12 protein-coding genes are annotated in these 11,236 nt (G+C 71.8%); 10 read left to right on the forward strand and 2 right to left on the reverse strand.

Features of this window, described 5'->3' with window-relative positions; genetic code table 11:
• Window positions 1-3: 3 nt before the first annotated feature.
• Window positions 4-1,221, reverse strand: coding sequence for an anhydro-N-acetylmuramic acid kinase (locus tag BMY97_RS30890; protein WP_091623563.1), 1,218 nt, complete (start codon window positions 1,219-1,221; stop codon window positions 4-6).
• A 151-nt stretch (window positions 1,222-1,372) separates the two neighbouring features.
• Here BMY97_RS30890 and ftsY point away from each other — a divergent pair, with 151 nt between their 5' ends.
• The 8 genes from ftsY (at window position 1,373) to BMY97_RS30930 (ending at window position 7,534) form a co-directional block, all read left to right on the forward strand.
• Complete coding sequence (ftsY, locus tag BMY97_RS30895; RefSeq protein ID WP_091623566.1) at window positions 1,373-2,674, forward strand: signal recognition particle-docking protein FtsY; 1,302 nt, start codon at window positions 1,373-1,375, stop codon at window positions 2,672-2,674.
• 167 nt (window positions 2,675-2,841) lie between these two features.
• Window positions 2,842-3,510: a hypothetical protein gene (locus BMY97_RS30900; protein WP_143086343.1), complete on the forward strand. Its 669-nt coding sequence runs from the start codon at window positions 2,842-2,844 to the stop codon at window positions 3,508-3,510.
• Entirely contained in the window at window positions 3,510-4,913 is a 1,404-nt protein-coding gene (locus BMY97_RS30905; RefSeq protein ID WP_091623572.1) for a putative T7SS-secreted protein, read from the forward strand. Before BMY97_RS30900 ends, BMY97_RS30905 begins: the two co-directional genes overlap by 1 nt.
• 27 nt (window positions 4,914-4,940) lie before the next feature.
• A complete protein-coding gene (locus tag BMY97_RS30910; protein ID WP_091623575.1) occupies window positions 4,941-5,441 on the forward strand; it encodes a hypothetical protein in 501 nt (166 codons plus the stop codon).
• A complete protein-coding gene (locus BMY97_RS30915; protein ID WP_091623578.1) occupies window positions 5,438-5,923 on the forward strand; it encodes a YbaB/EbfC family nucleoid-associated protein in 486 nt (161 codons plus the stop codon). The genes BMY97_RS30910 and BMY97_RS30915 overlap by 4 nt, the downstream gene beginning before the upstream one ends.
• Entirely contained in the window at window positions 5,920-6,660 is a 741-nt protein-coding gene (locus BMY97_RS30920) for a hypothetical protein (protein WP_091623581.1), read from the forward strand. The genes BMY97_RS30915 and BMY97_RS30920 overlap by 4 nt, the downstream gene beginning before the upstream one ends.
• 27 nt (window positions 6,661-6,687) lie before the next feature.
• Window positions 6,688-6,999 (forward strand): DUF4333 domain-containing protein, encoded by a 312-nt coding sequence (locus BMY97_RS30925; protein WP_177231621.1) that lies wholly within the window; start codon window positions 6,688-6,690, stop codon window positions 6,997-6,999.
• Window positions 7,000-7,006: 7 nt separating this feature from the next.
• Window positions 7,007-7,534, forward strand: a complete 528-nt coding sequence (locus BMY97_RS30930; protein ID WP_091623586.1) for a GNAT family N-acetyltransferase — start codon at window positions 7,007-7,009, stop codon at window positions 7,532-7,534.
• A 12-nt stretch (window positions 7,535-7,546) separates the two neighbouring features.
• On the opposite strand, the gene BMY97_RS30935 is transcribed toward BMY97_RS30930, so the two are convergent.
• Window positions 7,547-8,311, reverse strand: coding sequence for an IclR family transcriptional regulator (locus BMY97_RS30935; RefSeq protein WP_091623589.1), 765 nt, complete (start codon window positions 8,309-8,311; stop codon window positions 7,547-7,549).
• Between the two features lie 117 nt (window positions 8,312-8,428).
• Here BMY97_RS30935 and aceB point away from each other — a divergent pair, with 117 nt between their 5' ends.
• Both aceB and BMY97_RS30945 read left to right on the forward strand, forming a co-directional pair.
• On the forward strand, window positions 8,429-10,003 hold the full coding sequence (gene aceB / locus BMY97_RS30940; protein ID WP_091623591.1) for a malate synthase A: 1,575 nt from the start codon (window positions 8,429-8,431) through the stop codon (window positions 10,001-10,003).
• Complete coding sequence (locus BMY97_RS30945) at window positions 10,003-11,196, forward strand: DUF6986 family protein (RefSeq protein ID WP_091623594.1); 1,194 nt, start codon at window positions 10,003-10,005, stop codon at window positions 11,194-11,196. Before aceB ends, BMY97_RS30945 begins: the two co-directional genes overlap by 1 nt.
• The last annotated feature ends 40 nt before the right edge of the window (window positions 11,197-11,236 follow it).

Here is an 11,236-nt window from a genome sequence, read left to right on the forward strand (position 1 = left end):
CTCCTACCGTCCTGCGCCTACTTCCGCGACCCGTAGCCGGGTCACGGTGCCCCCCAGTGGGGCCGGAAGGTCGAGTGGGGCGGCGCCGGGCGTCAGCGCGCCGAGCAGCCGCGGCCCGCGCGCGCCCGTGGCGGACGGCAGCGAGGCCGGGACGCCGCACCAGCCCAGCCAGCCGAGCAACGCGGTCAGGTACGCCTCCTTGCCCGCGCCCGGCAAGCCGAGGTCGTCACTGGTCCGCAGCGCGACGCCGGGCAGGTGCCGGGCCAGCGCCGCCAGCACGGCGGGGTTCGCGACCCCGCCGCCGGACGCGACGACCGTGGCGGCGCCGTGCCGCCGGCATTCCGCGGCGACGGTGACGGCCGTCAGCTCGGTGAGGGTGGCGAGCAGGTCTTCGGCGGACAACGGCGGCAGACCGTCGAGCGCCGCGTCGAGATAGCCGCTGTGGAAGTGCTCCTTGCCGGTGGATTTCGGTGCTGCGGCGGCAAAGTACGGGTCGGCGACGAGCCGGTCCAGCAGGTCCGGGCGCACGGTGCCGGCGAGGGCGAGGCGGCCGTCGAGGTCCGCGTGCTGTGCCCCGTCGGTGACGCGGGCGGCGGCGATGTCCAGCAGCGCGTTCGCCGGGCCGGTGTCGTACGCGAGCACGGCGGCGTCGCTCTGGCCGACGACGGTGATGTTCGCGATCCCGCCGAGGTTCAGCGCGGCCACCGGGCGGCCGGTCTCCTCGGCGAGCCCGCGCAGCCACAGCGCGTCGAGCGTGCTCGCCAGGGGAGCGCCCTGCCCGCCCGCGGTGATGTCGCGGATCCGAAGGTCGGCGATCACCGGGACGCCGGTCCGCTCCGCGATCCACGCCGGCTGGCCGAGCTGCAGTGTGCCGAGCGCGACGCCGCCGGAAACCCAGTGGTAGACGGTCTGGCCGAGCGAGGCGATCACGTCCACCGGCCCGTACCGCTCGATGCCCTGGCTCGCGGCTTCGGCGAAGGCCTGCCCGACCAGAGTGTCGAGGACGGTCAGCTGTTCGGCGCTGCTCGGCCGGGGCGGGAGGGCGTCGAGCAGGCCCTCGCGCAGCTCTTCGGCGTACGGCACGTCGAGTTCGCCGAGTGGGGTGAGCACCACCGTGGCGCCGTCGGCGCGCAGCTCCGCGACGGCGACGTCGATGCCGTCGACCGAGGTCCCGGACAGCAGCCCGAGAACCCGGAACCGGTGGCCGGCGCGCGTAGTCATCCGGAGTGGTCTAGCCAAGCCGTCCCGGCGGCGCAAGCCGGGCCGTGAAGTCTTGGCCGAATCGGAACTCGGCCGGTGATCCCTTGGCTTGATGGGCGCCCCGCGTGTGGGGTACCCGGTGCGGCGGCGGGGCGGATGAAAGGATGGACGCGTGTCTAGCACCTGGTTCTGGATTGTTGTCGTCGCCGTCGTCGTGCTGGTCGCCGTGCTGGTGTCCGGGCTGCTCATCGCCCGCCGGCGGCGGATCAGCCTGGACAAGGCCCGCGAGGTCGAGGCGAAGCCGAAGCGCGGCAGCTACACCGCGTCCGGGGGCATCGCGCTGGCCCCGGGCGGCGAGGCGGAATCCGTCGAGGACCCCGTGCACCCGGTCGAGGACCGGCCGGAGGTCGACGGCCAGCCCGCGGTGGGCGACGACGCCGCCGTGCCCCGCGACTCCGGCCAGCGCACGGTGCGCGACGTCAAACTGCCCGAACCCGCCGTGGACACGGTGGACACGGTGGCCGAGGAGATCGACGAGATCGACCCCGCCACCGGGCGGCTGGAGCGGCTGCGCGGGCGGCTGTCGAAGTCGCGTTCGGTGTTCGGGCAGAGCCTGCTGGGCCTGCTCGGCGCGGGTGACCTCGACGAGGACTCCTGGCAGGAGGTCGAGGACACGCTGCTGGTCGCCGACCTCGGCGCGGCCACGACCGATCAGATCGTCCAGCGGCTGCGCGACGAGCTGAGCCGCAAGGCCGTGCGCTCGTCCGCGGAGGCGCGCGCGGTGCTGCACGAGGTGCTGACCGCCGCCCTGTCGACCGACGGCCACCGCGCGGTCCGCGCCCTGCCGCATCAGGTGGACGGGCAGAAGCAGCCCGCCGTGGTGCTGGTCGCCGGCGTCAACGGCACCGGCAAGACCACCACCACCGGCAAGCTCGCGCGGGTGCTCGTGGCGCAGGGCAGCACCGTGGTGCTCGGCGCGGCGGACACCTTCCGCGCCGCCGCCGCCGACCAGCTCCAGACCTGGGGCGAGCGGGTGGGCGCGACGGTCGTGCGCGGCAAGGAGGGTGCGGACCCGGCGGCGGTCGCGTTCGACGCCGTCAAGCGCGGCATCGAGGACGGCGTGGACGCGGTGCTGGTGGACACCGCCGGCCGGCTGCACACCAAGACCGGCCTGATGGACGAGCTGGGCAAGGTCAAGCGAGTCGTCGAGAAGCAGGCGAAGGTCGACGAGGTGCTGCTGGTCCTCGACGCGACCACCGGTCAGAACGGCCTCGCGCAGGCGCGGGTGTTCGCCGAGGTCGTCGACGTCACCGGCATCGTCCTGACCAAGCTCGACGGCACCGCGAAGGGCGGCATCGTCTTCCAGGTCCAGCGCGAGCTGGGCGTGCCGGTGAAACTGGTCGGCCTCGGCGAAGGGCCGGACGACCTGGCTCCGTTCGAACCGGGCGCCTTCGTCGACGCCCTGCTCGGCTGAAGGTGACTGACCCGAATGGGTGATTAAGTCCCGATCTCGCCAGCTTGTCCGGATGCCTCTGTCACCGTGATGCGGAACGTGGCCGGCACGGTGAATGGGGTGCGATGACCGGTGGTTTCGGTGCGGTTCCGGGGGATCTCTTCCGGACCGCCAATCAGATCGGGGACGTGGTCGGGAGCGCGGGCGGCCTGGTGTGGCAGGGGCCGAGCGGCGATTACGGGCACCCCGGAGTACAGGGCGCGTGGGGCTCCTTCATCGACGGGGTCAAGACCGAGGTCGAAGGGCTCGTCAAGAAGGCCGAGGGCCACGGCGACGGCCTGCGCACGGCAGCGCAGAAATACCTCGGCGCGGACGAATCGGCGACCGGTGAGATCGGCGGCCTCGGGACCGCGATCGGTTCGGCGGCCGAAGCGGTGGGCAAGGGCGTCGAGGGCCGCATCGGCGACGTCCTCGGCGGCCCGCTCGGCCCGGTCGGCGGCGGGATCGGCCGGGTACTGGGTTCGGGCGGCGACTTGGAGCCGGTCGACATCGGGATCCGCCCGTCCGGGTTCGAGCCGGATCCGCTCGGCCCGGTCGGCGGCGGGATGGGCCGGGTATTCGGTTCGGGCGGCGATCTGGAGCCGGTCGACATCGGGGGCCGTCCGTCCGGGACCGGGCCGGATGATCGGCCCGGGCCGTTCGGCGCCGGGCTCGGCCCGAACGAGCTGAACGAGATCGGCATCCCGGGCGGTGGCTGGGCCGGCGGCGTCCGTGCGCACGAGCTCGGCCCCGATCCCACGCACGTCGCCGAAACCGCCGAAACCATTGACCGCGACGGCGAAGGGCCGGTGCACTGATGGCCGCGGAACTCGGGCAGACCACGGATCCGAAGGCGCTGATCCCGGGCGAAGCGCACCTGATCTCCGGAGACCTGCGGGACCTCGTCGGGAACCTGGAGAAGATGTCCGGCATCTCGGAGGGTCTCGGCGGGATCGACCCGAAGCAGTGGACCGGCGAAGCGAGTGCGCGGTTCCGCGAGGTTTTCGGCCAGGAGCCGAAGAGCTGGCAGTCCGCGGTCGGCGTGCTCGGCAAGGGGGCCACCGCGCTGGCCGACTACGGCGACGTGCTCACCCACAGCCAGAGCGAGGCGCAGCGGGCGATCGAGGTCTACACGCAGGCGCAGGCGGCGTCCCGCACGGCCGCGGCGCAGCACAGCCTCCTGGTCCGGAAGGCCACCGCGTCGGGTGACGTGCCGGCCCCGTTCACCGATCCCGGCCAGGCCGGCTCCAAGGAAGCCCAGCAGATCCTCGACGCCGCGCGCAGCAGTCTCGGGCGGGCCGGCGACGCGGTCGCGAAGGAACTCGGCTTCAAGAAGAACGCCGACGGCACCTACACGAAGAAGTTCGGGGGCAAGGACTTCGGGGCCGAGCACCGCACCAAGGTCAAGAAGTGGGACCCGAAGAAGAAGCAGTGGGTCGAGGAGGACCCCGGCGGCTGGCAGTCCGGCAAGGGCGGCAAGAGCTACCGCGGCGAGTGGGGTTCGCAGTCCGACGGGCTGCTCACCGACAAGCTCGGCCCGCTGCTCGAAAAGCTCGGCATCGACACCTCCGAGAAGACCGTGTCGGCGTCCGCGGGCGTGGACGTGGCGCACGGTTCGCTGGGCGGCGCGTTCGGCTCCGACACCGCGGGCGGCAGCGGGAAGATCGAGGGCTCGGTGCTCGGCGCGTCCGCCGAGGCGCATGCCGGGGCCAGCGTGCTCGGCGTGAGTGCCGGCGCGTCCGCCGAGGCCTACCTGGCCAAGGGCAGCGCCGAAGGCGAGCTGCACCTGGGTGACCACGTGGGCGCGAAGGGCGACGCGCAGGCGATCGTCGGCGCCGAGGCACAGGCCGAGGGCAAGCTCACCTGGGCGGGTGCGCAGGCCAGCGGGTCGGCGTTCGCCGGGGCCAGGGCCGAAGCGAACGCCAGTGCGGAAGTCGCCGGTGTGACCGCCGGTGCGCACGGCGAGGCGTGGGCCGGGGTGGGCGCGGAGGCCAGCGGCCAGGTCGGCTACGGCGACGACGGCAAGTTCCACGTCGGTGCCTCGGTGGGCCTCGGACTCGGCATCGGCGGCAAGATCGGCTTCGACGTCAGCGTGGATCCGGGAGAAGTCGTGGACACGGCGAAAGACGTCGCGGGCGACGTCGGCCACGTGGCCTCGGACGCCGTCGGCGGCGCCAAGAAAGCGGCCGGAGCCATCGGGCACGCCCTCGGCTTTGGCTGATCCCAACCTCAGATTCGGAGAAACGCAGTGGCAGCAACCCTTCCGGTGCCGATCGAGTTCTCGCTGCCCGAGGGCTGGCGATCGGTTGATCCTGACGAGATCGGCACCCCGGACGCGGCATTCGTGGCGCTGAACCCGGTGACGGCGAAGAACGGGTTCACCGCCAACATCTCCATCACCGGTGAGGTTCGCGAGAACCCCGACCTGGCGGAGATCGGCGACGAGGCGGTGGAGCACCTGCGCGTGGCCGGCGCGCAGGGCGTCCAGCTGGGCCGTCGCAACGAGGTCGGCTCGCCGGAGAGTCCCGGCCTCACCCAGGCGGTGAAGCTCACCGTGCTGCTGAACGGCGCCCCGGCCGATCTCGTGCAGTTCCAGGTGTTCATGGCGATGCGCGACCAGCGCGACCAGCACCGCTCGGCGGTGTTGCACGTGGTGCTGTCCGCACTGCTGGAAGACCAGTTCGAGTACGTGATCGACGATTTCCAGAAGTTCCTCGCGACCATCGAACCGGAAAAGACCACCCGATGAACGAGACAGCCCGGCAGTTACTGGCGCGGATCGAAGCGATCGACACCGCGGCGGCGGAGAACGGCAGCCGCGCCGAGGCCTACCAGCACATGGCCGGCCAGCTGAAGGACGTGCAGGGAGAGGCGACTTCGGCCGACGGCGTGGTCACCGTGGTGGCCGGCGCGGGCGGCGGGATCACCTCGGTCACCTTCAGCGAGCGTTCCTCGGCGACGGCGCCGGAGGTGCTTTCCTCGGACGTGCTGCAGGCGATCGCCGAGGCGCAGGCGAGCGCGGCCAGGCTGCAGGCCGAGGTGGTGGCCCGCAACCTCGGCGACACCGAACTGCTGGACCGCGTGCTGGCTTCCGACGAGGAGCTGTTCGGTTCGCCGCGGCCGGTGGTGGTGACCACGGTGCCGCCCCCGCCCGGACGGCGTCCGGCGGCGGCGGTCGAGGACGACGTCGACGAGCTGACCGTGTTCGGCGACCGGGAGCCGCGCCCGTGAGCCTTGCCCTGATCCTGGTGATCGTGATCGGGGGGACAGTGCTGATCGCCGGTGCCGTCACGTGGTTCGTCGTGTGGAACAACCGTTCCCTCAAGGCGCGGGGCGAGCAGGCGATGGCGCGGCTCGGGCAGGAGGCCGAGCGGCGGGGCTGGCGGTACGAGGAGCGCAACGACTCGTACTGCTCGCTGTTCGGCGAGGGGGACCACCACGTCCGGCGGACCGTGGTCGAGGAGATCGCCGATCCGCGGGATCCGCTCCTCGGCCGGCTCAACGCGTACGAGGCACACCAGGTGATCACCGGCACCCATCGCGGATGGCCGTTCCTGGCCGCGGTGTTCAAGGTGCGGGCGCTGGACTCCGGGTGGAACGACGTGCGGGCGATCTGGGTGCGTACCCCGGTGGCCGGTCCGGCGCTGCAGGTGACCCCCGCGGTCCCGTTGGCGAGCCGGGTGAACGCCGGGCTGGGACAAGGGGATCTGCGGGTGGGCGACCCGGATTTCGACGACCGCTACGAGGTGCGGACCGGCGACGAGCGGTTCGCCAGGGCCGTGCTCGCCCCCGCCGTCATCGAGTTCCTGAAGACCGACCAGCGGCAGCACCGCGGGTTCACCCTGCTCGGCGGGAAACTCGACTTCCTCGACCGGGTCGCCGACCACCGCGATCCACGTGAGCTCGTGCCCGCGCTCGACCTGCGGTGCGACCTGCTCGACCGCGTCCCCCGTTCCGTCTGGGCCTGAGGAGGCTTACGCTCCATGTTCCGTCCGATGAGGACAGTCACGCTCGCGCTCTGCTGCGCGGGCCTCGTGCTCGGCGGCTGCTCGGCCAACGTCGAAGTGAACCGCCAGATCGCCAAGGCCGACCTGGAGAAGGGGATCGCCGACGCGTTGCAGCAGTCGGTGGGGCAGCGTCCCGACTCGATCACCTGCCCGGGCCCGATCAACGCCAAGCAGGGCGAGCAGATGCGCTGCGAGCTGGCGGCCGGGTCGACCAAGTACGGGCTCACCGCCACGATCAAGTCGGTCGACGGCAGCAACGCCAAGTACGACGTGCAGGTGGACCCCAAGCCCAGCAGCTGAGCTGCCGATGGCCGGGATCATCGAAGGCCCGCGCGTCCGCCTGCGCCCGCTCACCGAACGGGACCGCGATCGGGCGCGGGACATTCTCGCTACCCCGGAAGTGGCCCAATGGTGGGGTGACGCGGAGGAAGAGGCCGACGGGCTGCTGGCGGCCGAAGCGGGGTTTTCCAGCTATGCCATCGAGTTCGACGGCGAGACTGTCGGCTTGATCCAGAGTTTCGAGGAGCTGGAACCGCAGTACCGGCACGCCGGCATCGACATCGCCGTCGACCCGCGGTGGCACGGCCGGGGCTTCGGCGCCGAGGCGATCCGCGTGCTCGCCGCGCACCTGTTCGCGCAGGGCCACCACCGGCTCACCATCGATCCGGCGGTGGCCAACACGCGGGCTGTGCACGTGTACGAGAAGCTCGGCTTCCGGCCGGTCGGCGTGATGCGGTCCTATGAGCGCGGCCCCGACGGCACCTGGCACGACGGGCTGCTGATGGACCTGCTGGCCGGTGAACTCGTGGACGGCCTTGCCGATTGCCCTGCCTAGTAGCGGGCCGGCTCAGGCGGGCGGCAGCTGCTGCGAGAGCCGGTCCGCGATCTTCTGCACCACCGGCGCGATGTGCGCCACCGCGTCCGCCGTCAGCCGTCCCGAGGGGCCGGACACCGAGACCGCGGCGGGCACGGGCGCGCCGGGCACGGCCACCGCGATGCAGCGGACGCCCAGCTCCTGCTCGGCCTCGTCCAGTGCGTAGCCCTGGTCCGCGATCCGGGTCAGCTCGGCGGCGAGCGCGGCCGGGTCGGTGAAGGTGTGCTCGGTGTAGGCGGGCATGCCGGTGCGGTCGAGCAGTGCGGTGACCTCGTCGGCGGGCAGCTGCGCGAGCATCGCCTTCCCGACCCCGGTGCCGTGCGGCAGCAGCCGGCGGCCGACCTCGGTGAACATCCGCATCGAGTGCTTCGACGGCACCTGCGCCACGTACACCACCTCGTCGCGTTCCAGCACGGCGAGGTTGGCCGTCTCGCCGACCTCCTCCACCAGCTCGACCAGCAGCGGGCGCGCCCAGGCGCCGAACTGCATGCTGGCGTTCTCGCCGAGGCGGATCAGCCGCGCGCCCAGGGCGTACCGGCGGTTGGTGTTCTGCCGGACGTAGCCGAGGTCGACCAGCGTCCGGATCAGCCGGTGGATCGTCGGCATCGGCAGCCCGGAGAGCGTCGCGAGCTCCGAGAGGCTGGCCTCCCCGCCGGTGTCGGCGAGGTGTTCCAGCAGCTCGAAGGCGCGTTGCAGGGACTGGACGCCGCCGTCTCGCCCGCTTTTCTCAGCCGCCACCGTGGTGCTCCTCACAGGTCCGGGTACTGTCGTTTGAGCTTCCGCTATGCAGAAACTATAGTCCGTCAGGTAAAAACCGTAGGGACGTTATCCAAAGAACGACTCGGGGTGTTTCGCATGTCTGAAGTCCAGGTCCTCGGCGGCTCTGTCGAGCGCGGCGACGAGATCCTGACGCCGGAAGCCCTCGCCTTCCTGGCGGGGCTGCACGACGCGTTCGCGGGCCGCCGGGACGAACTGCTGCTCGCCCGCGGCAAGCGCCGCGAAGAGGCGCGCACCACCGGCCGGCTCGACTTCCTGCCGGAGACCCAGGCGATCCGCGAGGGCGAGTGGCAGGTCGCCGGGGCGCCGCCGGCGCTGCGGGACCGGCGGGTCGAGATCACCGGCCCCACCGACCGCAAGATGACCATCAACGCCCTCAACTCCGGCGCCAAGGTGTGGCTCGCCGACTTCGAGGACGCCAACACCCCGCACTGGGCGAACGTGGTTTCCGGCCAGGTCAACCTGCGTGACGCCGTCCGCGGCGACATCACGCTGGAGAGCGGCGGCAAGAGCTACGCGCTGAAGGACGACGTCGAGCACGCCACCATCGTGGTCCGCCCGCGCGGCTGGCACCTCGACGAGCGCAACCTGACCTTCGGCGGACGCAAGGGCGTCGGCGCGCTGGTCGACTTCGGCCTCTACTTCTTCCACAACGCCGCCGAGCTGCTCAAGCGCGGCAAGGGCCCGTACTTCTACCTGCCGAAGATGGAGAGCCACCTCGAGGCGCGGCTGTGGAACGACGTGTTCACCCACGCCGAGAAGGAGCTGGGCATCGAGCACGGCACCGTGCGCGCGACCGTGCTGATCGAGACCATCCCGGCCGCGTTCGAGATGGAAGAGATCCTCTACGAGCTGCGCGAGCACGCCTCGGGCCTGAACGCGGGCCGCTGGGACTACCTGTTCAGCGTGATCAAGTACTTCCGCGACGCCGGTGAGAAGTTCGTGCTGCCGGACCGCAACTCGGTCACCATGACCGCGCCGTTCATGCGCGCCTACACCGAGCTGCTGGTGCGCACCTGCCACAAGCGCGGCGCGTTCGCGATCGGCGGCATGGCGGCGTTCATCCCGAGCAAGGACCCGGCCGTCAACGAGGGCGCGTTCAAGAAGGTCCACGACGACAAGGCGCGCGAGGCCGGCGACGGTTTCGACGGCTCGTGGGTCGCGCACCCGGGCATGGTTTCGCTGTGCCGCGAGGAGTTCGACCAGGTGCTCGGCGAGAAGCCGAACCAGCTGGAGCGCACCCGCGACGAGGTGAGCGTGACCGCCGACCAGCTGCTCGACGTCGCCTCGACGCCGGGCAGCGCCACCGCGGCCGGCCTGCGCGCCGCCGTCGAGGTCGGCATCCGCTACATCGCGTCGTGGCTCAGCGGCAACGGCGCGGCGGCCATCCACAACCTGATGGAGGACGCCGCCACCGCCGAGATCTCGCGTTCGCAGGTCTGGCAGTGGGTCAAGAACGGCACTGTGCTCGACACCGGCGACCGGGTGACCGCGGAGCTGGTGCGCGGCGTGCTGGCCGACGTCCGCGGCGAGCTGGCCACCGACGTCAAGGAAGAGCTGCTCGCCCCGGCGGTCGAGCTGTTCGAGCAGGTCGCGCTGGCCGAGGAGTTCCCGGACTTCCTCACGCTCCCGGCCTACGAGCGCATCAAGTAATGGGCGGCCGGCTCGCCGAGGACGTTTACACCAGCGCCGATGCGCGTCTCGCGGATGCGGACGCGCGCGTCGCGGCGCTGTACCCCGGCGAGCCGCCGGGTCGCCGGCCCGTGCACACCGTGTACGTGCCGGCGTCCCAGTACCGCACCCGCCTGGTCGCCGACTGGGGCAAGCGGGCCATGCGGGTGTTCATCGAGGAGGGCGACCGGCTCGGCCTGACCCCGGACGTCGCCGAACGCGTGCGCGCCAAGCTGCTCACGGAGCCGATCGAGGATCTGCGGATCGACTTCGAGGACGGCTACGGCCACCCGGGCGACGCCGCCGAGGACGCGGCCGCGCTGGCCGCCGGGCAGACGCTCGCGACCACCGGCGGCACACCGTTTGTCGGGATCCGGTTCAAGAGCTTCGAGGCCGCGACGCGACGGCGTGGCATCCGCACCCTCGACCTGTTCCTCTCCGGCCTGCTGGAAAACGGCCCGCTGCCCGAGGGTTTCGTCGTCACGCTGCCCAAGGTGACGGCCGTCGAGCAGGTCGAAGTGGCCGCGGATGTGCTGGCGCGCCTGGAATCCGCGTACGGACTCGCCGAGGGCGCGCTGCGCTTCGAGGTGCAGATCGAGACCGCGCAGTCGATCCTCGCCCACGACGGCACGGTGTCGGTCGCGCGCATCATCCAGGCGGCGGCCGGGCGCTGTTCCGGCCTGCACTACGGCACCTACGACTACAGCGCGGGGCTGGGCATCGCCGCCGCGTACCAGAGCATGGAGCACCCGGCCGCGGACTTCGCCAAGCAGCTCATGCAGGTCGCGGCCGCGGGCACCGGCGTGCGGCTGTCCGACGGCTCCACCAACAAGCTCCCCGTCGGCGACGCCTTGCCGGCGGCCTGGGCCGAGCACCAGCGCCTGGTCCGGCGCTCGCTGGAGAACGGCTTCTACCAGGGCTGGGACCTGCACCCGCATCAGCTGCCAACGCGCTTCGCGGCGACGTACGCCTTCTACCGCGAAGGCTTCCCGGACGCGGCGAAGCGGCTTCGCGACTACGCCGACCAGACATCGGGCGGAGTGCTCGACGAGCCCGCCACGGCCGAAGCGCTCGCGCGGTACCTGCTCGGCGGCCTGCATTGCGGCGCGCTGGAGGAGTCCGAGCTGCCGTTCGACGCCGCGACGCTGGACCGCTACGCCCGCCGTCTCGCCTGAACGTGCCTGGGTAGAATTCCCGCCGGACTTTCTGTGCAGG

The organism is Amycolatopsis saalfeldensis, assembly GCF_900110575.1.
Lineage (GTDB): Bacteria > Actinomycetota > Actinomycetes > Mycobacteriales > Pseudonocardiaceae > Amycolatopsis > Amycolatopsis saalfeldensis.

Coding starts and splice junctions, on each gene's coding strand:
- BMY97_RS30890 (WP_091623563.1), bottom strand. CDS start 1,221: ATGACTACGCGCGCCGGCCACCGGTTCCGGGTTCTCGGGCTGCTGTCC.
- BMY97_RS30905 (WP_091623572.1), top strand. CDS start 3,510: ATGGCCGCGGAACTCGGGCAGACCACGGATCCGAAGGCGCTGATCCCG.
- BMY97_RS30915 (WP_091623578.1), top strand. CDS start 5,438: ATGAACGAGACAGCCCGGCAGTTACTGGCGCGGATCGAAGCGATCGAC.
- BMY97_RS30925 (WP_177231621.1), top strand. CDS start 6,688: ATGAGGACAGTCACGCTCGCGCTCTGCTGCGCGGGCCTCGTGCTCGGC.
- BMY97_RS30930 (WP_091623586.1), top strand. CDS start 7,007: ATGGCCGGGATCATCGAAGGCCCGCGCGTCCGCCTGCGCCCGCTCACC.
- aceB (WP_091623591.1), top strand. CDS start 8,429: ATGTCTGAAGTCCAGGTCCTCGGCGGCTCTGTCGAGCGCGGCGACGAG.
- BMY97_RS30945 (WP_091623594.1), top strand. CDS start 10,003: ATGGGCGGCCGGCTCGCCGAGGACGTTTACACCAGCGCCGATGCGCGT.